Here is a 26,327-nt window from a genome sequence, read left to right as displayed (position 1 = left end):
GTGGCCAGACCATTGTGGATGCCATATTGATGAGCCTGATGACGGCGTTAAACGAAGGATTAATGATCAATATTTATCAGCGCGACACGGATGATTTCTACACCGGCTACGTTCAAGCATTAGGCAACAACGCGGTGATCCTCGCCACATATAACGACGCCGGGATCGCTGACGGGTCAGTGTGGATCAATTTTGCCGCGATCGCGCAGGTGGAATTTGCCGGCGCAGACCTGGACGATATGCAATTTCGCATTCAAGTCGCCACCAAAGAGCATTTCTTGACGCTGGCTGGCAGTGAAACGCCGCTGGTGTTTGATGCGACTAAAGATCTTCTGCAGCAGCTGGTTAAGCAAGTACACGACAGTCAACAAGTGGTGATGGTGATCTTGGCTGACGATGATGCGTATTTGGAAGGCCAAGTGACCCAAATCGCGGCCAGTGCTTTCACCTTGGACGTGTTTAATAAGTTCAATTACACCGACAAACGCCAGCTGCAAGTGGATTGCTCCGATGTGTTGGTGGTGGAATTTCAAGGCTTGGATCTGCGCCAAGAAACCGCCTTGGTCCAACAGCGGGCTGATTTGAAGCATGTGTCCACCAAGCTGATCGTCAACGACGGCCAGCTGGCTGACGTTTTCGCCCAAGCGCAACAAGCACAGACGCTGATTGCGGTGATGCCTAAAGGCGACAATGACCAGTTCTTCGTGGGAACAGTCAAGGCGATCAACCAAGACGCGGTGGTGTTGAGCCTAAAAGACATGGCCGCACAATTCGGCGGCTATGTGGTGATGCGGCTGCCGGCGATTCAGTCAGTCACCACCGCCAGCGACTATTTGCAAACGGTGGCTTTCTATAGCCAATGGGATGAAGCGCGTGATTTCACCCAGCAGCCGGTGTTGAATGCCGATCGCGAATTCGATGCGTCTGACGACTTGATCATCAGCTTGGTCAATTCAGCGGCGGCGTTCTCGCGCATCGTGCGCATTCGCGTGGCAGATACTGACGAGCATTTGCTGGGTTTTCCCAGCCAAGTGACGGCAGCCGGCTTTGTGATGAATCTGGTCAATGAAGACGAAGGCGAGCAGGTGCAGGTGCGCTTTGATCAAGTGCTGGAAATGGCGTTTGGCCACATCTACGCTTACTTGCAAGAGGCGATGGCGCATCACGGCCAATGATTCGTTAATATCTGAGATTTAAAAACCCGTTCGAATTTTCGTTCGGGTTTTTATTATATGCTTGTGATTATTCATGATAACATTCGGCTTTAGGGTTGTACCTCGGCACAGGAATTGGTAGAATAGCCAATGGCGGCAAACGTCAAAATGTCGGATAGCAAGAAGGAGAAATATCATGGGAACAGTCGTAGTTGTTGGGACCCAATGGGGCGATGAAGGGAAAGGGAAGATCACCGATTTCCTGAGCCAAGGCGCACGCGTGATCAGCCGCTATCAAGGCGGCGATAACGCCGGGCACACGATCCACTCAGATGGCCAAGTCTACAAGCTGCGGCTGATCCCGAGTGGCATCTTATATCCGCATCAATTGTCGGTGATCGGCAACGGCGTGGTAGTCAACCCCAAGAGCTTAGTCGAAGAGCTGGCTTACCTCAAAGAAAAAGGCGTCGCCGGCGACAACTTGCGCGTGTCTGATCGCGCCCATGTGATCTTGCCTTACCATATTGCCTTGGACAAGCTGCAAGAAACTGCCAAAGGCGATAACAAAATCGGCACCACCAACCGCGGCATCGGCCCGGCTTACATGGATAAAGCGTCACGCGTCGGCATCCGCATCGCCGATTTGCTGGACAAAGAAATCTTTGCCGAACGCTTGAAGGCCAACTTAGCCGAAAAGAACCGTGAATTCACCAAGCTGTACGGTGCCGAACCGATGCAATTCGATGACATTTTCGAAGAATATTATGGCTATGGCCAACAAATCAAACAATATGTTTGCGACACTTCAGTAGTGTTGAATGATGCCATTGACCAAGGCGATAACGTACTGTTTGAAGGTGCCCAAGGCGTGATGCTGGACATCGACCAAGGCACGTATCCATTCGTGACTTCCTCTAACCCGGCCGGTGGCGTGACCATCGGGGCCGGCGTTGGCGCCAGCAAAATCGACCGCGTCGTCGGCGTCGCCAAGGCTTACACATCACGCGTCGGCGATGGTCCATTCCCAACTGAGCTGCATGATGCAGACGGTGACTTCATTCGCGAAGCTGGCCATGAATACGGTACGGTTACCGGCCGGCCGCGGCGTATCGGCTGGTTTGACGCTGTAGTCGTGCGCCATGCGCGGCGCGTGGCTGGGATCACGGATTTGAGCTTGAACTCCATCGATGTGCTTACCGGCTTGAAGACAGTGAAGATCTGCACGGCTTACGAGCGCAATGGCGAAACGATTTATCATTATCCCGCCAGCTTAAAGCAATTGGCTGAATGCAAGCCGGTTTACGAAGAAATGCCTGGCTGGGATGAGGACATCACCGGCGCCAAAACGCTGGCAGACTTGCCAGAAGCTGCCCGTAATTACGTCTTGCGCATTGCTGAATTGATCAATGTCGACTTATTGACGTTCTCTGTAGGCCCTGATCGCGACCAAACCAATATTTTGGCTAACATTTGGGACAAGTTTAACTAACCTCTGAAACCGCAATGGTGCAAAGCCGTTGTGGTTTTTTTGTGGGCGAGACTTGTCGTCAGTACTCCTAATTGTTGTTTGTGGTACACTATTGACATGAAGGGGCGTGCAGTGATGTTAGAGTATTCAGATATTCAAGCGCAGTTTGAAGAAGGGCAGAAGATCAACTTCGATTTGATCTTGCAGAAAGTCGTCAAGACTTGGGAGCAGCGGCCCAAGATCATGATGCATTCTTGTTGTGCGCCGTGTTCCACCTACACCTTGGAGTATTTGACGCAATACGCTGATGTCACAGTGTATTACGACAACCCCAACATCCACCCGCGCATGGAATACGAGCGCCGCAAGCTGGTGCAGCAGCGCTTCATTGCAGACTTCAATGAGCGCACCGGCAACCATGTGCAGTTTCTGGCGGCTGATTACAAGCCCAGCGAATGGCTGGCAGTGACCAAGACGCTGAAGAATGAACCAGAAGGCGGCGCGCGTTGTCATGTGTGCTACCAGTTCCGCTTGGATCGCGTCGCCGCCAAGGCCCAGGAATTAGGCTTTGATTATTTTGGCAGTGCGCTGACGATTTCGCCGCATAAAGACGCGCAGGTGATCAACGAAGAAGGCTTGGAGATCCAACACTTCTACGATGTGCAATATCTGCCTAGCGATTTCAAGAAGCGCGGCGGCTATGCGCGCAGCGTGGCAATGAGCGCAGAATACGATGTTTATCGCCAATGCTATTGCGGCTGCATCTTTGCCGCCAAAGCCCAAGGCGTCGACTTGGCCCAAGTTAACCGCGACGCCACCGCTTTTGTGGCAGCACATCAACACGAGAATTTCGATCAGATCCAATTTCACATCGCCGAACCTGCACAAGCATAGACGCTGAAAATACCCCGCGACTTTTTGGTCGCGGGGTATTTGTATACCAAGGCGGGCTTAGCGGTGGATATACGATGGGACGACGCAAAGGCGGTCTTTGCCTTGGCGGCGTCACGGCTTATATCACGCCGCGTTGCTTTGTGCAGCTCGACGAAGACCAAAGCGAAGCGCATTTAGCGATGTGTATAAGGCAAAGGGCCCGGTCAGGTGCTGCTTCGGCGCGTGGACACTGCAAGACGGCGCAACACCTGACCTGCGTGATTCGAATCAGCGTCAGTTGTGCAATGAAGCACGGCCAAGTACAAGCCAAAGCGGATAACTTGACGAAGCCAATTGCGCAATCGGCAGGGAAAAAGCCTTTTATTTGCGTATACCTAAATGACGGGCTAAACAAACCGTCAGAAAGGGGTCTTTATTGTGAGGAAGGTAAATTTGATCCTGGCCGCCGCAATTGGTGGGTGGTTGGCTGGCAGCACGCCGCTGGTGGTACAAGCAGCCGGGCCAGGGGATGCCACAACGAATCTGACGACAGTCTCTGATGGCTTCGAATTGGCGGCAGACGGTACGCCGTCAGTGGCGATCAGCTCAGCACAATTCTTCATCGACGGCGGGACCTTGGCATTGATGCAGGTGCCGGATCTGACTTTTGGCCGCAGCAGCGTTGGCGCACTGATCCAAGGGCCGCAAACGTTACATCTGCAAGCGGGCAGCATCCCTAAAGACAGCGATGCGCCAGGGTTTGACGGCAGTGCCAATCAGCAAATCGTGGTGCGGGATTTTCGTGGGACCAATGCCGGGTGGACGCTGACGGCGCAACTAGGTCAATTCAAGAATCTGACCAGTGCCAAGACGCTCACCGCGACGAAGGCGACTTTAGGTGACGGCGGCATCAGTGGTGATAATGTACAAACAATCGCGCTGGCTACCGCGGATTTCACGAGCAATGCCACGGCGATCTTGACGGCGCCAGTTGAACGCGGCAGCGGTACGACTACGGTGCAGCTTGCCGATGCAACGATCGACTTGCCGCAAACGGTCAACGCAACTGCCGGCGAATATCGCGCACCGTTGAATTGGGTGCTTGGCGCGCAACCTATCCCAGTTGCACCGTGACCACAGCGTCAGCGCGTGACGCTGGCGTACTTAGGAGATGGTGAGCATGCGCAAATGGCAGTTACTGTTGATCGTGGTGTTGTGGTGGTTGTGGCCAGCAACTGCAGCCAAAGCCAGTGGGGCCGGCTTCACTGTGACGCCACAGCTGCCTGCAGAGCAAATCGGTGAAAACCGCGGCTGGTTTGATTTGTTGGCCAAACCTGGCCAGCAGCTGGTGCTTTCAGTAGTCGTGGCCAACGACGACACCACTGCCAAACACTTAAAACTGCAACTCACTGATGCGTACACCCAAGCCAATGGCCAAATCGGCTATGCCCCAAACCAGCAGCCATTGATCGAAGCGACAACGAGGCTGACCAAGCTGGGGTCAAAGCCGGTGACGATCACGCTGGCGCCGCATACCGGTCGTACCGTGACGTTTCAGGTCCAGATCCCAGCAATCGGCTTGTCTGGCCAAGTACTAGGGGCAATTTACGTGGAAGATCTTACCACTGCGCCACAAGCGTCAGCCAGCGGCTTTGCTGTTGCCAACGCATTTGCCATGGTGGTGGCGGTGCAATTGCAAACCAACCAAACACCGCCTGCGCCGCTATTGAGATTGGCTAAAGTAACGCCCAAGGCAACAGCGGTAATTGCGCGCATTGAAAACCCGCGCCCGCGCTTGTTTGGCCAAATCACGTATCAGGCTAAATTAACTGCTGTCGGCGACACCAAAGCCATCGCAACGCAGCAGGATCGCAATATGCAAATGGCGCCGAATTCAGCTTTTGATTACCAAATTGCTTTGAGCAAGCCGTTGGCAGCAGGACGTTATCAGCTGACGCTTACGGCGACAGCTGGAGATAAGCGGTGGGTAATGACCAAAGCGATCACCATCACCGCGCAAGCCGCCGCAAAAGCCGGGGCGAAAACAGGCACGAGTTGGTGGTGGATCGGCTTCAGCGGCCTTGGAATAGTGGCCTTGATCGCAGCAGTATGGTGGCGCAAGCGCCGGTATCGTGCATAAAAAAGCAGCCCGACGTGTCCGTCAGACTGCTCTTGTGGTGAGGTGCGGCGACCTTCTGAACGCTTGCGCGCCGATCGCGTACCCCCACCGTGGTTTGGCACCGTCATGTAGTATCTCATGTGACGGCAGTTCCGTCAACTGTTGATCGATTTTGCGATTCAGATGTGTGTTGTGAATACTGATCCGTGTGATTTTGCTATCCTGATACGAATGTGTAGGACAGGGATCGCGTAGGTGCGTGGGGGCCGCCAGATGGTCAGGCCGTGAAACGATCAGCGTCGTGAGACAAGCGTACTTTGCTTGGCTTGCGATGCTGATCGCGGCAAGTATAGAGACCCGCGCTGAGCGCGAAGCGATGCGGGGCTCTATACTTAGTCGTAAAACGCGCGTACTTTGCGCGGTTGAAGACGGCCGCACCGCCTGCGCCATCTGGCGGCCCCCGCGCGCCGGAGTGATCCCTGTCCGGGCCTGATACGCTGTGGTCTTCGTCGAGCTGCGTGGCGCAACGCGGGTGCGGTTAGCTACGCCCCCGCACTCGCGGCAAAGTGCGCCGCAAGCACGAGGGCTAGGCTACCCGACCCGCTAAGTGCGTGCCACTCCGCTCTGGGTTAGTTGTTCATGCCTGATTCGTAGATCGCAAGCTTCCCTTTGACGATGCTTTCGACCAAGTCGCCATATTCGACGCCTTCTGCTTCGGCTTCTTGCGGCAACAAGGAAAGCGGCGTCATGCCTGGCAAGTTGTTGGCTTCGATCACCCAGACGTTGTCATCGGCATCAACGAAGAAATCTACTCGGCCATAGTTTTGCATGCCCAAGACTTGCATCGTTTGGATCGAAACACGTTTCATTTCATCGTGTACCGCGTCAGACAAGTCTTCTGGCGGGGTGACGAAAGTGGTGTGGCCTTCGATGAATTTGTGTTCGAAGTCATACCAGCCGTCGTGAACTTTGATCTCAATGGCAGGGAAGGCATGGCCATTCACCACGCCTAAGGAGAATTCGCGGCCTTGGATGAATTCTTCGATGATCGCAGAATTATCGAAGCGGAACACATCAGTCAAGCCATCAGCCAGCTCGGCATCGTCATGGGCGATGTGCGTACCGACAGACGAACCGCCGGAAGTCGGCTTCAACACGACTGGATAAGCGAAAGGCAGCTTGTGGCCAGTTGCACCTTGGTCTTTGGTGATCTCAACGAATGCCGCAGTTTTGATCCCATGATACAACATGATCTCTTTGCTGTAGACCTTGTTCATCGTGATGCCGGAAGCCGTGGCGCCGCTGCCGGTATACTTGATGTTGTTGAGGTCAAGCACCGCTTGGACCTTACCATTCTCGCCATCGCCGCCATGCAAGCCGATCACAACAATGTCGGCGGCTTTGCAGATCGCCAAGACGTTGGGACCAAACAGTTGGGTGGTGCCATCTTTGCGCAATTTGTTGATATCAGCGTCAGTCAAGACTGCATCTGAGATCAACAAGTTGTCACTGGTGTTCGCGTCGGCAAAGGCGCTTTCAGGCGCAGCGCCTTTGAGGTCGTAGCCTAAAAATAAATCAATGAAAGTAGCTTCGTGGCCTTTCTGACGCAACGCGTTGGTGAGGCGGTAGCCGCTTGAGATAGAGACGTTTCGCTCGGTACTACGGCCGCCAGCCAAAACGACAATCTTCATAGGTATTAACCCTCCGTATATTATTAGAACCTTAAGTGTACCACAACAAGGGCGCGGTCCGATAGTATCGTAACCGTTTTCAAAGATTCTTAACTTTTTTCTCTAGGCGAACGTTAATCTGACGCTCATGCAATCAGGTTGAAGATTTCGTATGCTTAAAGTTATTGGCACCATCAGTTGGCCCTAAGGAGGCATTATTGTGAAAATCATCGCTTACGGCGCGCGCGTCGATGAAATCGAATATCTGAAACAATGGCAGGCAACTTCTGGCCATGAGCTGATCATCCGCTCTGAATTATTGACCGCCGACACGATCCACTGGGCGCAAGGCTGCGACGGCATCAACTGCCTGCAAACCACGCCCTATGATGCCGCAATGTTTGAACAGATGGCTGCATACGGCATTCATTATCTGACGATCCGCAATGTCGGGACAGATAACATCGACTTTGCAGCGGCCAAGCGCGCTGGCGTGACCATTGCCAACACCCCGGCTTATTCGCCAAACGCCATCGCCGAATTTGCGGTGACGATGACCTTAACGCTGTTGCGGCGCTTAGGGGAAGTCACGGCAAGCCTGCATGCGGATGATTATGCCAAGGCGACGACTTTTATCGGTCGTGAACTTGCTCAACAAACTGTTGGGGTGGTCGGCGCTGGCCGCATTGGTCAAGCTGCGATCCGAATATTCGCCGGCTTTGGGGCCAAGGTCTTGGCATATGATCCACATCCGGTGCAAAACCCGAACTTAGCTTGCGAATACGTCACCTTAGATGAACTGTTGCGCCGCAGTGATGTGGTGGACTTGCATATTCCTGGTATCGCCGCCAACCGCCACATCATTTCAGCAGCCGCCATCGCCCAGATGAAGCCTGATGCGGTGCTGATCAACACGGCGCGCGGCAATTTAGTCGATACCCAAGCGCTCTTGGCGGCGTTGCATAGCGGACAGCTGGCAGGCGCTGGGATCGATACCTTTGAGCATGAAGCGCAGGCCTTGCTCGCATTGGATCAAGAAGGACATTTCCACGACCCATGGTGGGATGAACTGTTGGCTTTAGATAACGTGGTACTGGCGCCGCACATTGCGTATTACACGAAGACCGCGGTGCATAATATGGTCTTTTATTCGCTGGGGTATTTGGTGGAATTGTTGGAAAGCGGAACAACTGAGACGATCGTGTCTTAGCATCGAGACAAACACGAACGTTTCAAGAATATTATTCAAAAATAAACGTATTTTTCCTTGAACTTTTGCGCCTGATGGGTTATTCTAAACTCATCATTTACGAACGAAGGAGCAATCATGGATAAATTCTTTCAACTACGTGCGAACAATACCAAGTTCGGCACTGAAGTTATGGCGGGTTTAACGACATTCTTTGCCATGTCGTACATTCTTTTCGTTAACCCTCAGATCTTGTCACTCACTGGGATGCCTTCGCAAGGCGTTTTCCTCGCGACGATCATCGCCAGTGCAGTGGGGACTTTGGTCATGGGGCTGTTTGCCAACGTGCCTTACGCCTTGGCCCCAGGGATGGGGCTGAACGCCTTCTTCACTTACACCGTGGTGTTCGCGTTAGGCTTCAAGTGGCAACAGGCCTTGGCCTTGGTCTTCATCTGCGGGATGATCAACATTCTGATCACCGTCACTAAGGTGCGCAAGATGATCATCATGGCGATTCCTGAAGTCATGCAACATGCGATCGGCGGCGGGATCGGGATCTTCGTCGGCTACATCGGCTTGAAGAACGCCGGATTCTTACAATTCACCTCTGATTCTTCCAATATCCAAAGCATTAACAACGCGGCGTACAACGTCGCCACCACCCATTACAAAGGCGGTGTCACCGGCGTCGTCACCGGCGGCGGGATCGTGCCGGCGTTGGTCAACTTCACCCAATCTGGCGCCTTGTTGGCCTTGATCGGGTTGGTGATCATGACCATCTTGGTGGTTAAGAAAGTGCCTGGCGCCGTGTTGATCGGCATCGTGGCCACCACCTTGATCGGGATTCCGATGGGCGTCACCAACTTAACGTTCTCTTCGGCGAACTCTTTTGGCAATTCCTTCGCCCAACTGGGCACGACGTTCGGCGCAGCGTTTGGCGCGCAAGGGATCGGCACATTGTTTACCAGTCCTTCGCAAACCATGTTGTCGCTGATGACCATCTTCGCCTTTAGCTTCTCTGATACCTTCGATACGCTGGGCACCTTCATCGGTACCGGGCGGCGCACCGGGATCTTCTCTGCTGCTGATGAGAAGGCGATGGAAGAAGGTCATGGCTTCTCCAGCAAAATGGACAAGGCGCTGTTTGCCGATTCGATCGCCACATCGATCGGTTCGATCTTCGGTACCAGCAACACCACCACGTATGTTGAATCTGCTGCCGGTATCGGCGCAGGCGGCCGCACTGGGTTGACGGCGGTCACCACTGCTGTGTGCTTCTTGATCTCGGCGATTTTCGCCCCGATCATCTCCGTGGTGCCAAGCCAAGCTGTGGCACCGGCCTTGATCTTAGTTGGGGTGATGATGGTATCCAGTCTCAAAGAAATCGACTGGACCAACCTTGAAGAAGCCGTTCCGGCATTCATGGCCTCGGTGGTTATGGGCTTGATTTACAACATCTCTTACGGCATTGCCGCCGGCTTCATCTTCTATTGCTTGATTAAGCTGATCACCGGGAAGGCCAAAGAGATCCACCCGATCTTGGCCATCGTCTCCATTGGCTTCATCCTCAACTTCATTGTGCTAGCCGTCTTGTAGCAATTTGCTAAATCACACAAATGGCGCTGGGTCACGACTTAAATCGTGACCCGGCGCCATTTTGCTTGCTTCAAAAAAACCTCTGCAACGATTTGCAGAGGCAGTGAATTAGATGCTTAGAATTGAGCTAACGGCACCTTGAAGATGAGCTTCTTGACTTCGTGCTTGCCACCAGCGTCCAAGCAAGGCTTGTGGGCGTCTTCTGGGAACAAGACCATCAAGTCGCCATCGGACAACACAATATCGCGCACGCCATCTTCTGGATCGGCGAAGAAGGAGATGTCATGGGCGGCATAATCGTTTTGCGTCATGGTCAGCTTGGCGGTGTCGGCAGTCTTGAAGAGTTCAGTACCGGAGACGATCAATTGGATGTCGACTTCGTCACGGTGGTTTTCAAATTTGCCTTCTGCAGGGGTCTTAGTGGTGTATTCTTGGATCGTCACATTGATGTCTGGGGTGACATCGAGTTTGCCAGGCTTCAAAGCCGCCAAATCGGTGTTTTCGATGAAGTTCAAGACCTTGCCTAAGCCGGTGGAGTGAATCAAGTTAAAGTGTGGTGCCTTTAAATTTGTAATGTACATTAGCTGCATCCTTCTTTGCGAGAAATATGTGCGACCGGGGGTAAACCGGTTACCTCTTTCATTGTAACGCAATCCCAGGAAAAGTAAAACGCTTTCTATCACAGATAACCCGAACATTAGAATTATTTTCATCAAAACTGAACGGATTTAGCCTTGATTCTTCTGGTCAAAACGCGTAGCCTATTTCTTAACATTAAATTTGAAGGAGCCTATCATGGACCAGTTTTTCCAATTAGAAGCGAACCATACGACCCGCCGGCGTGAAATCATCGCGGGGTTGACCACGTTCTTTGCGATGTCATACATTTTGTTCGTCGCGCCGCAAACACTGGCGATCACCGGCATGCCCAGTCAAGCGGTGTTCTTAGCCACGATCATTGCCAGCGCCACTGGGACTTTGATCATGGGGTTGTTTGCCAATGTGCCTTACGCCTTGGCACCTGGGCTGGGCCTCAATGCGTTCTTTACCTATACGGTGGTGGCGGCGTTGGGCTTCTCTTGGCAAGAGGCGCTGGCCTTGGTGTTCTTGTGCGGGGTGATCAACATCTTGATCACCATCACCAAGATCCGCAAGCTGATCATCGTGGCGATCCCTGATGTGATGCAGCATGCCATCGGCGGCGGGATCGGGGTGTTCGTCGCTTATATCGGTTTGAAGAATGCCGGCTTCTTGCAATTCACATCAGACGCCTCCAGCATCGCCAGCGTCAATGGCGGCAGTGCCGCAGCCAAGACGATCCATGGCGGCGTGCAATCGGTGATCTCTAACGGCGGCATTGTGCCGGCGCTGGTCAATTTCACTCAGCCCGCTGCATTAGTCGCGCTGATCGGGTTGTTGCTGATGGCGGTGTTGGTGGTCAAGAAGGTGCCAGGCGCCGTATTGATCGGCATCGTGGCCACCACCTTGATTGGGATCCCGTTTGGCGTCACGAACTTACATATTTCTAACGCATCAAGCATCGGCCACGCAGTTAGTCAGCTGGGGACGACCTTTGGCGCTGCCTTTTCCAGCAAAGGCTTTGGCAGCTTGTTTAGCGACGGTCACCATATTCTGTTGTCGATCATGACGATTTTCGCTTTCAGTTTCTCGGATATCTTCGACACGTTAGGGACTTTCATCGGCACCGGCCGGCGCACCGGGATCTTCACCGCTGAAGACATGCATGCCATGGAGAAAGGCCACGGCTTCTCGTCTAAGATGGACAAGGCGCTGTTTGCCGATGCTATTGCTACTGGGGTCGGTTCGGTGTTTGGCACCAGCAACATCACCGTTTTCGTTGAATCAGCTGCTGGCATCGGCGCCGGCGGGCGGACCGGCTTAACGGCTGTGACCGTGGCGGTATGCTTCGCCTTGTCGTCATTGTTGTCGCCGGTGATCGCCATTGTGCCTAGTGTGGCGGTTGCGCCAGCGTTGATCATGGTCGGCGTGATGATGATGTCCAGCTTCAAGGAAATCAACTGGAGTAATTTGGAAGAAGCCATCCCGGCGTTCATGGCGTCGATCGTGATGGGCTTGATCTATAACATCTCCTATGGCATTGCCGCTGGCTTCATCTTCTATTGCCTGATCAAGCTGATCACCGGCAAGGCCAAAGAAGTCCATCCCGTGTTGTGGGTGGTCACGTTAGGCTTCGTGCTGGATTTCGTCTTCATGGCATTGATGTAAAAAAACTGTGCAAGCCCTGGTGGGGTTTGCACAGTTTTTTTTAGAAGCGGTAGCGTGGGTCGTCTGCCACGGTTTCAACGCTTAAAGCCAAGTCAAGCAGCGCTACCTTCTGTTCGCCGATCGTGCGTTGATGTGCATAGGGGCGCTTGGTGAAGTGGTTGGCTTCAAGCCACTTTAACAAGGTGGTCGCCGTTTCCGGTACCACGATGTGAATCGAGGTCAACCCCAATTCGAAGAAAGCAAAGCCGATCACCCGCGGCAAGATCTCTTGGATCACCGCATCAGCTGCCACGCCAGGCGCAGTTTCTAAGCGCAGCTGCGCTTGGGTGCGGGCTTGATCAAACTGCCACAAGCAGACGCTGCCGACGAAGCGTTCGCTGCCGCGTTCTACAATGCCATACAACAAGGCTTGATTGCTCATCACCAAGCGCATGGACCGGTTGACGTAATGCGCTGTGTCCGTGATGCTGGCATCGACTTCGCGCCCGGATTGTTGCGCTTGGGTCACATCGGCGCGCAACGCATAAACATCTTTGAGCTTGGCGGCAGTCAGCCAATCTAAAGTGTAGTGTTCAGATAATAAGGGATGATATTTCTCGAAAATGGCCAAAAGGCACCTCTGATCTAGCGCGCATCATGAGCGGCGCTGAAATTGTGTGATGATCCAAATCGCAATTGCATGCAGGCTATTTCAAAATTCATCATACCCTGCTAAAATCACGAGTTGTGCGGCACAACAGGCTTGCCAATCGATGACAATGCCGGCTTAACTTGCGCCACACTCGTATCATAACTGCGTTTGCTTGATTTAATCAAGGGTTGTCAGCTGGACCCTGATGGTGTGCGCTAGTTGCTAGTTAAATGCGGGACCCCGCTGGAAAAGCCCAATCAGTCTGTTTCATCGCGCAGCATAATAACCTAATGCGAATATGGGAGGAAAGGTGTTGCGTAGGTGCGTGGGGCAAGCGGCGGTCAGGCCGTGAAACGATCAGCACAGTAAGACAAGCGGGTTGTGCTTGGCTTACTGTGCTGATCGCGGCAAGAATCGAGACAGGCAGGTGAGCGCAGCGAGCGCCTGGCTCGATTCTTAGGCGGAAAACGCGCGTTCCTCAGCGCGGTTGCAGCCGGCCGCACTGCCTGCGCCGCCGCTTGCCCCGCGCACCGAAGCAACACCTTTCCGGGGCCTTACCAAGTCCATGCCTTGAACGTTGTGGTCTTCGTCGAGCTGCGTGGCGCAACGCGGCGTGATATAAGTCGTGACGCCACTTGGGCAAAGAACGCCCAAATGTCATCCCGCCTTATATCCACCGCTAAGAGCGCGCCGCTTTGCTCTGGTTCGTCGAGCTGCGCAAAGCAACGCGGGTGCAGCTAGCTACGCCGCGGTACTCGAGGCAAAGTGCGCCTCAAGTGCCACGGCTAGGCTACCTGACCCGCTAAACCCGCTTTGCTCCGCTCTGGTTCTAGTCCAGCGTTGCCAACGGGTCGTTAAAGTTCTTGTGGTAATAATCCACGTCGATCACCTTGTACTTGCCATTCTTGAAGCGGGCGATAATTTGGCCTTGTTTGGCGCGTACCGGCGGGGCATCTGGCAGGCGCAAGGTCAAGCCGGTGGCGCTTTGGCGGACATTCTTAGCATCGGCGCCGAAGAAGGTGACCAAGGTGTGGTCGTCCAGATCTGGCCGTACCGGCAGGAAATAAGTCATTGTAGCAGTAGAGAAAGCGGTGAAGGCCCCTTGGGGAAAATCGTTAAGTGTTCTATCAGACATCAGACGACCACCTTTCTTGTAAAATCTTTGTGTTATTCGTCACAGAATAGTATACCATGTTTGCCCAAAGATAACGGTTTCATGTTATAGTAGACACATATTCAAATTTTGGTTTGAATAGAGGGTGTGTTTGTGGGTAATTTGTTTGATCAAAGTCAGTTCCAACCCCTTGCCAGTCGCATGCGACCACGTGTGCTGGATGAGGTGGTAGGGCAACAACAATTGTTAGGCGATAACCGCGTATTACGGCAGCTGATTATGGCTGACACGGTACCTTCCATGATTTTCTGGGGGCCGCCAGGTGTCGGCAAAACCACGCTGGCGCGGATCATCGCCAGGCAAACCAAGGCGGATTTCGTAACTTTCTCAGCGGTCACCGCAGGGATCAACGAGATCAAGAAAGTCATGCAAGACGCCAAGGCCAACCAAGCCTTGCAGCAGCGGACCATCGTTTTTGTTGACGAGATCCACCGCTTCAACAAGGCACAACAAGATGCGTTCTTACCGTATGTGGAATCCGGCAGTGTCACCTTGATCGGGGCCACCACCGAAAATCCCAGCTTCGAGGTCAATTCCGCGTTGTTGAGCCGCGTGCGGGTGTTCGTTTTGCAACCGCTAAGCCCAGCGGATCTGCTCGCGCTGTTAAAGCGTGCGCTAAGTGATCCGCGCGGTTTTGGCAGCGTCAAGGTGACCATCGGTGAGCACATGCTGCAACAAATCGCTGAGTTTGCCGACGGGGATGCACGCATCGCGTTGAATACGCTGGAGATGGCAGTGACCAATACGCCGGAAGCGACGGATCACTCGATCACCGTCGCCCCTGGTGCGGTGGCACAGTTGTTGTCCAAGAAGCAGTTGCGCTATGACAAAAGCGGCGAAGAGCATTATAACTTGATCTCAGCGCTGCACAAGTCGATGCGCAATTCCGATGTCGATGCGGCATTGTATTGGCTGGCGCGGATGCTTGAAGGCGGCGAAGATCCGCTGTATGTGGCCCGCCGGCTGGTGCGCTTTGCTTCAGAAGACATCGGCATGGCTGACAGTCGCGCCGTTGAAATCACCACCAGCGTTTTTCAAGCGTGTCAATTCATTGGTATGCCGGAATGTGAGGTCCATTTGGCCCATGCGGTGGTGTACTTAAGCTTGGCGCCTAAGTCTAATGCGGTGTATGAAGCATATGCTGCCGCCAAGCACGACGCTGACACCACCACTGCTGAACCAGTGCCGCTGCAGTTGCGCAATGGTGTTACCGGCTTGATGAAAGATCTTGGCTATGGCAAAGATTATCAATACGCTCACGATCACCCGGACAAGCTGACTGACATGCAAACCATGCCAGACAATCTTGTTGGTCGCACCTATTATCATCCCACAGACTCGGGCTCCGAAGCACGAGTCAAAGCCAGGCTCGAGCAAATCGCGGCGTGGCACAAGCAGCACCCGGCAAAGTGAAATGCTTTGTCTCGAAAAAATTGTAAGCGCGTACGCCAATGCCGACGCGTGTTGAGGAGTGACAGAAATGGTCAAAATTTTAGCAGTTAACGCAGGTAGTTCTACTTTGAAGTGGAAGTTGTTTGAGATGCCAGCAGAGAATGAACTGGCAGACGGCTTAGTCGATCGGCTCGGCCAGCCTAAAGGCAACACCAAGATCAAATACGGCGATCATCAAGTGTACCGCGATGAGAAGCCGGTGGCGAACTTCGGGGAAGCCGTGGCGTCGGTCATGGAGAATCTGAAGGCTTTGCATTTGGTGGAAAGTCTGCATGAAATCGTCGGGATCGGCCACCGCGTCGTGGCCGGTGGTGAAAAGTTCACCGAGTCCACCGTGGTTGACGACGATGTCTTGTTGGAGATCCAGAACCTTCGCGATTACGCCCCGTTACATAACCCGATCGAGGCGCAATATATCGATGTGTTTCGCAAGATGCTGCCATGGGCCAAGGAAGTGGCGGTTTTTGACACGTCTTTCCATCAAACCATGTCACCGGAAAATTACCTGTATTCCATTCCTTATAAGTATTACAAAGAATATGGCGCCCGTAAATACGGGGCCCATGGGACGTCTGTGCGCTATGTTTCTGCGCGGACGGCGGAATTCTTAGGCAAAGATGTTAAAGACCTCAAAACCGTGGTGATGCACTTAGGCTCAGGCTCCAGTGTCACGGCGGTACAAGGCGGCAAGTCTGTTGACACGTCAATGGGCTTCACCCCGCTGGCTGGGGTCACTATGTCCACGCGTTCTGGGGATATTGATGTTTCCTTGGTATCGTACTTGATGAAGAAGCTGGATGTTGGTTGGGATGAGATGCTGCATATCTTGAACCATGATTCCGGGGTGTTGGGGATCTCTGAAGTTTCCCAAGACCAGCGTGATTTGAAGGAAGTCGAATTCGTCAACCCGCAAGCCAAATTGGCATTGAACATCTATGCCAACCGCGTGGCCAAGTATGTCGCCGGGTATGCTTCGGTGATGGATGGCATCGACGTCTTGGTCTTCACCGGCGGCGTCGGCGAGAACTCTGACGAAATGCGCGGCCAGATCATCGACAAGCTGCACTTCTTAGGCGCCGGCATCGATGACAAGTTAAACAAAGCCTCCCATGGTGTTGAAGTCGACTTGTCCAGCAAAGACGCCAAGATCAAGACCTTGTTGATCCCAACTAACGAGGAATTGATGATCGTGCGCGACGTGTTCGAACGCTTGGATTGATCGCCAGTTGAAACGCCTTTGCGCCTGACTTGTTGCCTTTGCGACAGGTCGCGGCGCAAAGGCGTTTTTCAGTTGCAGACAAAAGGCGCGCGTTTTTGGCTGAGATGAGATACAATAGAGCAGAAGGCGGGTATGCGTGTTTCGGATATGCCGCCAGCGGGGTGTACAGCAGGATTTGGTCTAAGGGGGAAACGACAATGGTAGAACGAACAACGCCAAGAATCGACTTGACCAACGACGTGTATGGTCATCTCACCGTGCTTGAGCAAGCCGATGATTATGTGTCACCACATGGCGTGCATAGTGTGCAATGGTTGTGCCAATGCGACTGCGGCAATCAAGTGGTCGTGACTGGCAACATGCTGCGCCGCGGCGCCACCACCAGCTGCGGCCATGTTCACCCGCTGCATGCACCTAAAGGCAGCGAGCAAGACATCGACAACCAGAAGCAATATATGATCCCGGTGGGCAAGGATGCTGAGAAAATCATGTTTGAGCTGTATCCTGACGCCAAGCCGCGCGCCGGTTCAGTCAATAAGTACCGCGGCGTCAAGCGCGCCGGCAGCGGCCGCTTCACGGCGTGGCTCACAGTGGCCGGCCGCAAGCATTACCGCGGCACTTACGCCACCGAAGAAGAAGCCTATATTAAAGGCCGCTTGTGGTTGGAAGAGAAGTATCTGCCTAAGAAAGCCTAGCCACACAAAAACACAAGCACCTGCGCAGCTGATTGCTGCAAAGGTGCTTGTGTCTTTTTATACTTACAAAAGCCGCCTTGGCCGATTGTTGATCGAGCGGTGCAGCAACAATGCGACAACCATCAACGCTGCCACCACAATCGCTTCGAGGTAGGCGTCAACGGTAAACAACACAACGAAAGCCAAGATCGCAAATCCCAGAATCAACCAGTCAAATAAAGAAAAACGCATTTTTCTCAACTCCTCAGTGGCAGACTCGGTCCCCAAAGCGCAAGGCCGGCTTACTTGTGAATATTATAACACGTTTAGCGGCCAGCGCGCATTCTTGCGATTGAATAAGTAATGTTAAGTAAAAATAAGTGATTTCTGCCGAAAACGTGGTATACTTAAGCCAACAATAAAACAAAAGGTAGGGATCGTCATGGCGACAGATTATTCATCTCAAGCTTACTTCGACAAAATGACCGCGTATTGGCGGGCGGCCAACTATATTTCGGTGGGGCAATTGTATCTGGCTGACAACCCGCTGTTGCGGCGGCCATTGGAATCTGGCGACGTGAAGTTTTACCCGATCGGCCATTGGGGCACGATTTCTGGGCAGAACTTCATTTATACGCACTTAAACCGCGTGATCAACAAATACGATTTGAACATGTTCTATGTGGAAGGCCCTGGTCACGGTGGCCAAGTCATGCTGTCTAACGCTTATCTAGACGGCACGTATTCCGAAAAGTACCCATATATCTCCCAAGACGAGAAGGGCATGCAGATCTTATTCAAGCGCTTCTCCTTCCCAGGCGGGGCAGCCAGCCATGCCAACGCGCAGATCCCAGGCTCGATTCACGAAGGCGGCGAGTTAGGCTACACGCTGAGCCACGCCACCGGTGCGATTTTGGACAACCCTGATGTGATCGCCGCGGCGGTCACTGGTGATGGCGAAACTGAAACCGGGCCGCTGGCAGCCAGCTGGTTCTCCAACACCTTCATCAACCCGATCAACGACGGGGCCGTTTTGCCGATCGTGCATATGAACGGCTTCAAGATCTCCAACCCGACGATCTTGTCACGCAAGTCTGATGCCGACTTGACCAAGTACTTCGAAGGCATGGGCTGGGCGCCGATTTTTGTGGAAGGCGACGATGTCAACAAGCTCAACCCGATCATGGCAGCCGCCATGGACAAAGCCATCGAATCGATCAAAGCCATCCAAAAGCACGCCCGTGAAACCGGCGATGCCACGATGCCGCATTGGCCGGTATTGATCGTGCGCACGCCAAAAGGCTGGACTGGCCCGAAGACTTGGAACGGCGAACCGATCGAAGGGTCTTTCCGGGCCCATCAGATCCCGATTCCAGTCAAGCGCGACGACATGACTCACAAAGAATCGCTGGAAGACTGGCTGCGTTCGTATAAGCCGGAAGAACTTTTTGACGAGAATGGCACCTTGATCCCAGAACTTAAGGCCTTAACGCCTAAAGGGGACAAGCGCATGGCTGCCAACCCGATCACCAACGTTGGCTACCACGCCAAAGACTTGATCTTGCCAGACTTTAAAGACTACGCTTTGGACAACACCAAGCGCGGGCAGAATGTTAAGCAAGACATGATCGTATGGTCGGATTATCTGCGCGATTTGATCAAGCTCAACCAGCACAACTTCCGCGTGTTCGGCCCTGATGAAACGATGTCCAACCGCTTGTATGGCTTGTTTGAAGCCACTAACCGCCAGTGGCTGGAACCGATCAATGGTGAAGGCTGCGACGAGGATATGGCGCCGGCTGGGCGGATCATTGATTCGCAATTGTCCGAACACCAAGCAGAAGGCTTTGCAGAAGGTTACACGCTGACTGGCCGCCACGCCTTGTTCACTTCTTACGAAGCATTCTTGCGCGTGGTGGATTCCATGCTGACGCAGCATTTCAAGTGGATGCGCGAAGCGGCTAAAGAAGACTGGCATCGTCCATATCCGTCTTTGAACGTGGTGTCGACGTCAACTTCCTTCCAACAAGACCACAACGGCTACACGCACCAAGATCCTGGGATTTTGACGCATTTAGCCGAGAAGAAGCCGGAATTCATTCGCGAATATTTGCCGGCTGATGCCAACTCCTTGCTGGCAATTTCGCCGAAGGTCTTCACGTCGCATAACACGATCAACTTGTTGATCACTTCCAAGCAGCCGCGGCCGCAATTCTACTCCATTGAAGAAGCGCAAGTCTTGGCTAACAACGGTTTGAAGCGCATCGATTGGGCGTCTAACGATGATGGCGTTGAACCGGATGTGGTGATGGCCGCTGCTGGTACGGAACCGAACATGGAAAGCTTAGCAGCGATCAACTTGCTGCATGACAACTTCCCTGATTTGAAGATCCGCTTTATCAACGTGGTAGATCTGTTGAAGCTGCGCGCACCACAACGCGATCCGCGCGGGCTTTCTGATGCGGAATTCGATCGCTACTTCACCAAGGATAAGCCAGTGTTCTTCGGCTTCCATGGATTTGAAGACTTGATCCGCGACATTTTCTTTGATCGGCATAACCATAACTTGTATGTGCATGGCTACCGTGAAGAAGGCGCGATCACCACGCCGTTTGATATGCGGGTCTTGAATGAACTTGATCGCTTCCATTTGGCCAAAGACGTGATCGAACACGTCCCAGCTTATGCTGATAAAGCGGCAGGTTTCATTCAGAAGATGGATGACACTTTGCAGTATCATCACGATTATATCCGTCAAACCGGCGAAGATATTCAAGAAGTCTTGGACTGGACTTGGCACGATATCAAGTAAGCTAACAAGGCGCTTGTGTCACTCTTAATGGAGTGATGCAGGCGCTTTTTGGTCCCCAGAGCGAAGTGGCGCGCATTTAGCGGAGGACTTGGTAAAGCCCGGGCAGGTGTTGCTTCGGCGCGTGGGGCGGCAAGCCGATCAGGCAGTGCGGCCGTCTGCAACCGCGCAAAGTACGCGCGTTTTCCGACTAAGTTTAAAGCCCGCATCGCTGCGCTCAACGCGGTCTTTAAACTTGCCGCGTGTGGTGTCGAGCAAGCCTCGCAAAGAACGCGAGTCTTCCTGGACACCACACGTTTCACGGCCTGATTGGCTTGCCGCCCCACGCGCCTACGCAACACCTGTCCTACCTCATTCGCATCAGGATATTGAATTATGCGATCTCGTGATGAACAGTGCAGCACAAGCTTTGGGCCAAGAGCGCAATGGGCGTGGCGAGCAGTGTAGGTCAGGTGATGTGTCCGATCAACGCGGATCATGCTGTCTTGCGATCAAGGATATGTTGGGCAGTTTGTGCGGAAAGTTCAGGATTGCAATTGTGGTGCATGCTGGCGCTCGTTTGATGCGACCAGTACGGCTAATGTTTGCGCTTTCTATAGGTGAGTTGGTATGCTTGAAGTAGCCAGAAAGGAGCGTCATTCATGATCAATATGGACAACCTGCAAACTTTCCTCCAACAACGCACCTTCGATCCGGTCGTGTCGGTGTATTTGCCTCAAGATCCGCATCAAGAAGTGGCCAGCTTGGCCCTGCAGTTGCGGCATTTGGTGGCGCATGCGCAAGAAGTAATGGCAGACACTTGGCCTAAGCAAGATTTTGCGCCATACCAGGCCTTGTTTGATACGGCTTTTGACACGCCGAAGCGCTTAAGCGACCCGCATATCAGCGGCTTTGGTTTCTTGTGCGATGGTCAACAGTTGGCCAGCTTTGAACTTGAAACACCAGTCAAAGAAGCGGCGATGGTGACAGCCGATCCGCAATTGTTGCCGCTGTTGGCTGACGCGCAAGTGGGGCAGGATTTTGATTTGTTGGTGCTGCAACAAGATAAAATCGCCTTATACCGGCATGAACATGATGAACTCAAGCTCGTGGCGCTGCCAGATGACGCGCCGCAGACTTTGACTGGGGCGCTTGGGGATGAACGCCGCGGTGGAGCGTTGAACTCGGTAAGCCAAGGGCCTGATGCGGTGAGCTATCATGGCCATGGTGACAAGTCTGCTGAAGCTGACATCGATTTGCGCCGGTTCTTTACCGCCGTTGATGATTACGTGGCAACCAACTATTCCAAAGCCGACCACCGGCCGCTGGCGTTGATGGGGCTGAGTCAAAATATCGCCGTTTTCCGCGGACTGAGTCAGAATCCGTATCTGACCACGGTGCAGTTGGCGATGAGCCCGAATCATCTGACCAAAACGGCACTTGTGCGGGCAGGCCGGGCGCTGCGCGAAGATTTCCAAGCTCATGCACGCTTTGAATTACTGGAAGAAATCGCTGCGGCCCAAGACGCCAGCCGCTTGGTCAGCGGCCCGGATAACGTGGCCATGGCATTGAGTCAGAATGCGGTGGCGCACTTGCTGCTGCGTTCGCCGGCGCGGGTCAACGGTTTGTTAGTTGAAGGCCAAATCGTGACCGACACGCCGCAAGCGGCGCATAACAACGTGCTGAATGACTTGGCGATTCAGACCTTGATTCAAGGCGGCAAAGTCAGCTTGATGCAGCCAGATGAATTGATGGCGGATGCCGTAGCCATTGCCCGTTACGCCCAATAACGTTAAAACCGCAAAGGCTGAGACATTGCGGTTGCGCCAATAATGCAAACTGCTCTGCACCACGATTCGCACTATGAATCGCGGTGCAGAGCAGTTTACGTTACTTGGCATTGCTTTCTGGCAGGCGAGGGGCAAAATGTTTCACGTGAAACATTTTGCCCCTCGCCTAGACTTCGATATCCAGCAAATGGCGGGCGATTTGGTTGGCAAAGCGCAAGGCCACATCGTCGACTAGCGGGCGCGGGCTAGCATTGGTCAGCCAATGGATCCCTTCAGTCGGCACGCCCCAACAGTACAAACGCCCTTGGGTGCGATGATGGGCGTCAAGCAATTGGTGGGTGTGGCGATCGACCAATAAGGCGCCGGTTTGCAGGCGCTTTTCGGCGCTGAGCTGCAAGGTCAACGGCGCCGCCAACCCGTCATGCAGCAGTTGTTTGATTAACGGGTTGGTGCTGACTAAGGCGTTAGGCGAAGGCACCCGCGCTTCGATCAACGCTGTGGCGCGATAGGTGACGTCTGCTTGATCTGTGGTGATCACAAAGCGGTTATGGGCGCCTTGTACTTGCATGTTCGGCGGCAATAACGTCATCACACCGGCGTCGATCAGCGCTAACAACTCGGCATTGCGGCGTCTAGGCGGGCCGATGGACAAGAAGCTGTTGATGCTGTTGAATTGACGCAAGAACCAATCCAGATACTCGTCGTCGCTTAACAAGTGGCGTTCCAGCAGCTGCCTAACTGCGTCGCGCATATCTCGAAACACTTCTAAAGCACTGCCTAGCGGATCGGTTTTGCTGCCGCCAGCGGCATGGGCGATGTCTGCGGCCAGAAAATCGTGGATCGTGGCTGGCCAATCCTTTGTCGCTTGCGGATGCAACAGTTCGTCCCAGTCCAAGCGTTGGGCTTTGGGCAAGGCAAGCTTGGCCAAAGCGGCTTCTGGTGCTTGGGCAAAAGCCAGTTGAAAAGCTGGTAAGTCAATGTTTGGATGCTTGAGTTCGATCAAGCGCGTGTAGTAAATATATTCGACTTCGTGGCGCAAAGCGGACATGAAGGTGGCCCCATCGATTTGGCCAACTTGCTGCCAAGCGGCAAATTGCGCATCGGTGAGAAACAGCGGCTGAGTCAATTCGCCTGGGGCTTTTTGGTTAAGGGCTTTGGCGTGGTAAGGGAAACCGCGGCGCGAGCCTGCCAGCAGAATGGGTTCTTGGCCGCTGGGCAAATACTTGAGCTGGCCATGGTCACTTGGCACATAGCGGCCGCCGCGGCCGATCGTCAAGCGGGCAATGAAGTCATGCGCACTCAGGCCCAAGCCGCGAATGGCCACGACATCAGTCGCTTGCAACGGTGATAAATCGCCTTCTGCCGGGAAATTCGGCGGCAGGTATAACAAGTCATGTGCCTTGGCATAAGCGCTTAAGGCGGCTTGTTCATCAGTAGGTTCATTGATCGAGTTGCCTAAGGCCATGACCACGGTATCATAAGTGCTTTGACCAACGGCGGTGTCAACGCTGAAGCCATTGGCGCTGCGGTGGACAGCGGCAACTTTTTGGCGCAAGTGCTTGATCGTGAAGTTGTGCGGGGCTTGATCGCGCAAATAGGTGTAGCACCATTGCAGGTAATAGCCGTACAGTGCGCGGCTGGCATAATCGTTGGCGCCTAAATGCTGGCTTTCGGTGACTAAAGCTGCCGGGGCGTGTTGTTGGCGCAGGCCGCTTGCGGCATTATGGGCCCAGGCAAACAGTGATGGGCCAGGTAAAGCCGGGCCAACATCGCGCACGGTTTGATCGTAGAACAGCGTGATCTGGCTGGCGACGGTGTTCATCAACAAATATGGCGCTTGATCGCCGCGCCACACGCGCCCGCCGATGGGTTGCGGATCGATCAAGGTGACAGACAGGGGCGAGAATGGCGCAGTGCGGTGCCAAGCCAGCAGGCGGTTAAGTACCAGTAGCCCGCGGGGTCCGGCGCCGATACAGCAAATGTCCATGGTGACCTCCTTTGGATGCGCTTTACTCCATTATACTAAGTCGCCGCCGCCGCTCAAAATAATCCGTTTAATTCACGGCATTTCGTGCGATAATAGCAAGGTAACGTGGCGTACAACGCCGGAAAAAAGTGAGGCTTTTGTGATGAGGATTGCAGTCGTTGGGTGTACCCATGCCGGTACCGCCGCCGTGACGGAAATCTTAACGCGTCATCCTGAGACGACCGTCGATGTTTTCGAACGCCGAGCGGATATCTCGTTTCTTTCTTGTGGGATCGCTTTGTATCTTGAAGGCACAGTGGAACACTTGTCGTCGATGTTCTACGCTGATGCCGCACAGCTGGAGGCAATGGGGCCTAATGTTCATGTCCATTTGCGGCATGATGTGGTAGGCATCGACGCCAAGGCGCATCGCTTAGACGTGCAGAATATGGTCACCGGTGCGAAGTTCTCACAAGGTTATGACAAGTTGATCATGACTACCGGCAGTTATCCGGTAGTGCCGCCAGTCCAAGGGGTTTCTTTGCCGCGGGTCTTGATGTGCAAAAGTGCCGACGACGCAGAAGCGATTAAAGTCAGCGCCAAAAAGGCCAAAACCATTGCGATCATCGGCGGCGGCTACATTGGCGTTGAGCTGGCTGAAGCGTACAGCCGCATCGGGCGCAAGGTGATTTTCATCAATGGGGTGCATGGCTTGTTGAGCCATTACATTGATAAAGAATTACAACAACAAGTCGTTGCAGAATTGGAAGCCCATGGGGTGACGACGTTCCTGCATGAAACGGCGCTGCAGTTTGACAGCAATGCGCATACGGCTTTCATTCGTACCGATAAAGGCGAACACCAAGCCGACTTGGCCGTGGTGTGCGTAGGCTTTCGGGCGATGACAGAGCTGCTGGAAGGCCAAGTCGACATGATGGCTAACGGCGCCATTCACGTTAACGATTATATGCAAACCAGCGACCCGGATATTTATGCGGCAGGGGATTCGACAGCGGTGCATTTTAACCCGACTGGCGAAGACGCTTATGCGCCGCTGGCGACGAATGCCATTCGCCAAGGCAAGCTGGCCGGGCGCAATGTGTTTGGCAACGCGGTGCGCTATATGGGCACCCAGTCGACTAGCGCCATGCGGCTGTATGACAAGGCTTTGGCCTGCACGGGGATGACGCTGCATCGCGCGCTTGAAGCAGGCTTGCCGGCAGCCAGTGTCACCATGACCGATGCTTATCGCCCGGAGTTTATGCCTGATGCGTATCCGCTAAGTATGGCGCTGGTGTATCGCAGCGACACGCGCGAGATCTTAGGCGCGCAGTTCTTAAGCCAACACGAGATCACAATGGCCGCAAACCTGATTTCGGTGATGATCCAAAACCACAACACCATTGATGACTTGGCTTATGTCGACATGTTGTTTAACCCTTGGTATGATAAACCATGGAACTACTTGAATTCGCTTGGGCAGCGTGCCGTTGCCCAAGCCGATGGCCTGACGCAACCTAAGGAGTAATCAACAATGAATGTATGGAATCTGATTGGCTTGGCCGCATGGGTGATCTTGTTGGCCTACTTGGTTTTTGTGATCATCAACGTCCGCAGCCGGCATCTTAAAATGGTGGTCGTTTATCGGCGACATCATTCGCTTAACACCGCCTTGATCGATTGTGCAGAGATCTTGGTGGGCGTGTTGGCGATTTACGCGATGAGCTGGGTGACTTGGCTGCGGCCAGTGGACTATGCAGACAGATCCGCCATCAGTGTGAAATACACCTATGACAAGCTGATCATGCAAACCGATGCCAATCGTTCTTACTTCGTTAGTGTCACTTCAGGCAACGGCACCAAGCCGACGCATTATTACACGTATTGGACAGAAGGCACTAAGTATCAAATCTCCAGCCGCAACGCCGATGTTTCAACTGCTACCGATCCTTTGACGGTACGGGCTTCAGCATATCCATGGGACAACAAGCAGCTGGCCAAGTTAGAAAAAATCGATGAGAAAGCTTATGTGGCCACTTATATCGGCACCTATAAGCCAACTGTGCTCAACGGCTTGGCGATGCATGTCGGCCATACCGCCCAGCGCTTCTCGTTGATCCGCATCCCCAACGACACTTTCCAGAAAGTCGCGGGCAAATAGCAATACCAAACAGCGCCTGCAGTTGATCATTGTGATCGGCTCCAGGCGCTGTTTCGCTTTGGGTCTTCGTCGAGCTGCGCAGCCCAACGCGGCGTGATATAAGGCATGACGCCGCTTGGGCCAAAAGCGCCCAAACGTCATCCTGTCTTATATCCA

The 26,327-nt window shown here is 53.5% G+C and carries 21 protein-coding genes; 15 read left to right on the top strand and 6 right to left on the bottom strand.

Annotation, left to right across the window (positions count from 1 at the left end; genetic code table 11):
- Nucleotides 1-14: 14 nt before the first annotated feature.
- From ACGG90_RS10160 to ACGG90_RS10140, 5 genes are all read left to right on the top strand, one after another.
- Nucleotides 15-1,175, top strand: a complete 1,161-nt coding sequence (locus ACGG90_RS10160) for a hypothetical protein (protein ID WP_390409089.1) — start codon at nt 15-17, stop codon at nt 1,173-1,175.
- A gap of 175 nt (nt 1,176-1,350) precedes the next feature.
- Nucleotides 1,351-2,643, top strand: a complete 1,293-nt coding sequence (locus ACGG90_RS10155; RefSeq protein ID WP_390409088.1) for an adenylosuccinate synthase — start codon at nt 1,351-1,353, stop codon at nt 2,641-2,643.
- 114 nt (nt 2,644-2,757) lie between these two features.
- Complete coding sequence (locus ACGG90_RS10150) at nt 2,758-3,516, top strand: epoxyqueuosine reductase QueH (RefSeq protein ID WP_390409086.1); 759 nt, start codon at nt 2,758-2,760, stop codon at nt 3,514-3,516.
- Between the two features lie 417 nt (nt 3,517-3,933).
- A complete protein-coding gene (locus ACGG90_RS10145) occupies nt 3,934-4,629 on the top strand; it encodes a WxL domain-containing protein (RefSeq protein WP_390409085.1) in 696 nt (231 codons plus the stop codon).
- A 46-nt stretch (nt 4,630-4,675) separates the two neighbouring features.
- Nucleotides 4,676-5,635: a DUF916 and DUF3324 domain-containing protein gene (locus ACGG90_RS10140; protein WP_390409084.1), complete on the top strand. Its 960-nt coding sequence runs from the start codon at nt 4,676-4,678 to the stop codon at nt 5,633-5,635.
- A gap of 608 nt (nt 5,636-6,243) precedes the next feature.
- Here ACGG90_RS10140 and ACGG90_RS10135 read toward each other — a convergent pair.
- On the bottom strand, nt 6,244-7,305 hold the full coding sequence (locus ACGG90_RS10135; RefSeq protein ID WP_390409082.1) for a D-alanine--D-alanine ligase family protein: 1,062 nt from the start codon (nt 7,303-7,305) through the stop codon (nt 6,244-6,246).
- Nucleotides 7,306-7,504: 199 nt separating this feature from the next.
- Here ACGG90_RS10135 and ACGG90_RS10130 point away from each other — a divergent pair, with 199 nt between their 5' ends.
- A complete protein-coding gene (locus tag ACGG90_RS10130) occupies nt 7,505-8,494 on the top strand; it encodes a D-2-hydroxyacid dehydrogenase (protein WP_390409081.1) in 990 nt (329 codons plus the stop codon).
- Nucleotides 8,495-8,611: 117 nt separating this feature from the next.
- The gene (locus ACGG90_RS10125; RefSeq protein ID WP_390409079.1) at nt 8,612-10,069 is read left to right on the top strand and encodes an NCS2 family permease; all 1,458 of its coding nucleotides are present in this window, start codon (nt 8,612-8,614) and stop codon (nt 10,067-10,069) included.
- Between the two features lie 116 nt (nt 10,070-10,185).
- On the opposite strand, the gene ACGG90_RS10120 is transcribed toward ACGG90_RS10125, so the two are convergent.
- Nucleotides 10,186-10,650 carry a YhcH/YjgK/YiaL family protein gene (locus ACGG90_RS10120; RefSeq protein ID WP_390409078.1) on the bottom strand — a complete coding sequence of 155 codons (465 nt, stop codon included), beginning with the start codon at nt 10,648-10,650 and terminating at the stop codon, nt 10,186-10,188.
- A gap of 214 nt (nt 10,651-10,864) precedes the next feature.
- On the opposite strand from ACGG90_RS10120, the gene ACGG90_RS10115 reads away from it, so the two are divergent.
- Nucleotides 10,865-12,316, top strand: a complete 1,452-nt coding sequence (locus ACGG90_RS10115; RefSeq protein ID WP_390409077.1) for an NCS2 family permease — start codon at nt 10,865-10,867, stop codon at nt 12,314-12,316.
- A 40-nt stretch (nt 12,317-12,356) separates the two neighbouring features.
- On the opposite strand, the gene ACGG90_RS10110 is transcribed toward ACGG90_RS10115, so the two are convergent.
- On the bottom strand, nt 12,357-12,926 hold the full coding sequence (locus ACGG90_RS10110; RefSeq protein ID WP_390409076.1) for a GNAT family N-acetyltransferase: 570 nt from the start codon (nt 12,924-12,926) through the stop codon (nt 12,357-12,359).
- Nucleotides 12,927-13,776: 850 nt separating this feature from the next.
- Nucleotides 13,777-14,082 (bottom strand): hypothetical protein, encoded by a 306-nt coding sequence (locus ACGG90_RS10105; RefSeq protein WP_390409074.1) that lies wholly within the window; start codon nt 14,080-14,082, stop codon nt 13,777-13,779.
- A 180-nt stretch (nt 14,083-14,262) separates the two neighbouring features.
- Here ACGG90_RS10105 and ACGG90_RS10100 point away from each other — a divergent pair, with 180 nt between their 5' ends.
- From ACGG90_RS10100 to ACGG90_RS10090, 3 genes are all read left to right on the top strand, one after another.
- Nucleotides 14,263-15,534, top strand: coding sequence for a replication-associated recombination protein A (locus ACGG90_RS10100; protein ID WP_390409122.1), 1,272 nt, complete (start codon nt 14,263-14,265; stop codon nt 15,532-15,534).
- Between the two features lie 67 nt (nt 15,535-15,601).
- Nucleotides 15,602-16,792, top strand: coding sequence for an acetate kinase (locus ACGG90_RS10095; RefSeq protein WP_390409073.1), 1,191 nt, complete (start codon nt 15,602-15,604; stop codon nt 16,790-16,792).
- Between the two features lie 197 nt (nt 16,793-16,989).
- The gene (locus ACGG90_RS10090; protein WP_390409071.1) at nt 16,990-17,487 is read left to right on the top strand and encodes a hypothetical protein; all 498 of its coding nucleotides are present in this window, start codon (nt 16,990-16,992) and stop codon (nt 17,485-17,487) included.
- A 63-nt stretch (nt 17,488-17,550) separates the two neighbouring features.
- Here the strand turns inward: ACGG90_RS10090 and ACGG90_RS10085 are convergent, their stop codons facing one another.
- Entirely contained in the window at nt 17,551-17,718 is a 168-nt protein-coding gene (locus tag ACGG90_RS10085; protein ID WP_390409069.1) for a hypothetical protein, read from the bottom strand.
- Between the two features lie 190 nt (nt 17,719-17,908).
- Here ACGG90_RS10085 and ACGG90_RS10080 point away from each other — a divergent pair, with 190 nt between their 5' ends.
- Together ACGG90_RS10080 and ACGG90_RS10075 are read left to right on the top strand one after the other, a co-directional pair.
- Nucleotides 17,909-20,278: a phosphoketolase family protein gene (locus ACGG90_RS10080; RefSeq protein WP_390409067.1), complete on the top strand. Its 2,370-nt coding sequence runs from the start codon at nt 17,909-17,911 to the stop codon at nt 20,276-20,278.
- 638 nt (nt 20,279-20,916) lie between these two features.
- Entirely contained in the window at nt 20,917-22,044 is a 1,128-nt protein-coding gene (locus tag ACGG90_RS10075) for a baeRF6 domain-containing protein (protein WP_390409065.1), read from the top strand.
- 166 nt (nt 22,045-22,210) lie between these two features.
- Here the strand turns inward: ACGG90_RS10075 and ACGG90_RS10070 are convergent, their stop codons facing one another.
- Nucleotides 22,211-24,031: an FAD/NAD(P)-binding protein gene (locus ACGG90_RS10070; RefSeq protein ID WP_390409063.1), complete on the bottom strand. Its 1,821-nt coding sequence runs from the start codon at nt 24,029-24,031 to the stop codon at nt 22,211-22,213.
- A gap of 142 nt (nt 24,032-24,173) precedes the next feature.
- Between ACGG90_RS10070 and ACGG90_RS10065 the strand changes: the two genes are divergently transcribed.
- Both ACGG90_RS10065 and ACGG90_RS10060 read left to right on the top strand, forming a co-directional pair.
- Nucleotides 24,174-25,538 carry an FAD-dependent oxidoreductase gene (locus ACGG90_RS10065; protein ID WP_390409061.1) on the top strand — a complete coding sequence of 455 codons (1,365 nt, stop codon included), beginning with the start codon at nt 24,174-24,176 and terminating at the stop codon, nt 25,536-25,538.
- A 6-nt stretch (nt 25,539-25,544) separates the two neighbouring features.
- Nucleotides 25,545-26,171, top strand: a complete 627-nt coding sequence (locus ACGG90_RS10060) for an LVIS_2131 family protein (protein ID WP_390409060.1) — start codon at nt 25,545-25,547, stop codon at nt 26,169-26,171.
- Nucleotides 26,172-26,327: the final 156 nt, after the last annotated feature.

Source organism: Lacticaseibacillus jixiensis, assembly GCF_042847315.1.
GTDB classification, from domain to species: Bacteria; Bacillota; Bacilli; order Lactobacillales; family Lactobacillaceae; genus Lacticaseibacillus; species Lacticaseibacillus jixiensis.
The sequence above is the reverse complement of the archived record's forward strand: the minus strand, read 5'-3'. Positions and strand labels throughout refer to the sequence as shown.